The sequence below is a fragment of the Kitasatospora sp. NPDC093558 genome, from assembly GCF_040683475.1.
Taxonomy (GTDB): domain Bacteria; phylum Actinomycetota; class Actinomycetes; order Streptomycetales; family Streptomycetaceae; genus Kitasatospora.
Genome location: NZ_JBFBDY010001315.1, coordinates 1 through 1,152, shown reverse-complemented (window position 1 = coordinate 1,152; position 1,152 = coordinate 1). Strand labels below are relative to the sequence as shown.

The window sequence follows — 1,152 nt, the reverse complement described above, 5'->3', positions numbered from 1 at the left end:
CGCCCCAGCGGTCGGTGAGGCCCTCCACGAGCTGGAGGCCCCGGCCGGTCTCGGCGTAGTCGGTGGGGGTGCCCGGCCCGCAGGCACTCGACGAACGGGCGGGTCTGCTCCAGGTCGAAGCCGAACTCCTGCAGCGTCCGGATCTGGTGCAGCAGCCGCAGATCCGCCTCGTCGTACGCCCGGTACCCGTTGCCGTTCCGCCGGGCGGGCAGCAGCCCGCGCGACTCGTAGTACCGAAGGGTACGGGTGGTCGTCCCCGCCTGTGCCGCCAGTTCGCCGATCCGCATGGGCAGAACGCTAGACCTTGCCCCTGACGTCAACGCCAGCGCTGCCCCTCGGGCCCCGGGGCGCGGGGAACCCGCAGGCGATGCGTCCCCGGGCGGTGGGCGTGATGCTCGTCGCGCGCTACGCTGCCCCGGCACTCGTGGACGGGGGAGGGGTGGCGATGGGGCAGACGGACAAAGAGCCGTGGTACGCCACCGGGTTGAGGGCCGGGCTGGAGCTGGTCGGGTGGGTCGGGCTGCCGATCGCGCTGTGGCCGCACTCGGTTCTGCTCGCGATCGGTGTGGACGTCGTACTGATCGGCGTGCCCGCTGTGCTGCAGACGCCTGGCGACAAGCCGGGGACGATCGTCGCGGTGCCCGGGTGGGTCACCGTTCTGATGGTGCTGGCGGAGCTCGCGGGGGCCGTCACTGCCGCCTGGCTGCTGTTCCCGCGGTGGGCGGCGGTGCTCGTCTCCGTCCTCGCGCTCGCCTGCTGCGGCACCGAACTTCCGCGCTGGCGGCGGTTGTTGAGCCGTATCTGACTCAGTCCGGGGACTGCGGCGTCACCAGGCCGCGGCCGACGACCGCCAGGACGGCGTTCGTGGCTGCCTCGACCTCCGCGGGCGGCAGTGTGCGCAGCGGCCCGTCGACGAGCAGTCCGCTGAGCCCGTGGACCGCCGACCAGGCGGCGTACTCGGCGCCGGGCCGGTGTTCGGCGGGCAGTGCTCCGGTGTCGACCAGGTCGTCGAGCGCGGCGCCCAGGATCAGGTACGGATCCGTCCCGGGGTCGGTGGGGTCGGCGGCGCAGGGGTGTTTGCCGCCCGGCGAGGCGCCGGAGAAGGCGGTGCGGAACCAGCCGGGCTCGGTCAGGGCGAAGTCGACGTAGGCG

Annotated in this window: 3 protein-coding genes; 1 reads left to right on the top strand and 2 read right to left on the bottom strand. The window is 73.6% G+C overall.

Annotated features, from left to right (window positions below):
* Positions 1 to 287: MerR family transcriptional regulator (locus AB0O00_RS40635; RefSeq protein ID WP_363659686.1), on the bottom strand; the 287-nt coding region annotated here is incomplete at its 3' end.
* A 158-nt stretch (positions 288 to 445) separates the two neighbouring features.
* On the opposite strand from AB0O00_RS40635, the gene AB0O00_RS40630 reads away from it, so the two are divergent.
* A complete protein-coding gene (locus tag AB0O00_RS40630) occupies positions 446 to 805 on the top strand; it encodes a hypothetical protein (protein ID WP_363659685.1) in 360 nt (119 codons plus the stop codon).
* 1 nt (position 806) lies between these two features.
* On the opposite strand, the gene AB0O00_RS40625 is transcribed toward AB0O00_RS40630, so the two are convergent.
* Positions 807 to 1,152: TetR-like C-terminal domain-containing protein (locus AB0O00_RS40625; protein ID WP_363659684.1), on the bottom strand; the 346-nt coding region annotated here is incomplete at its 5' end.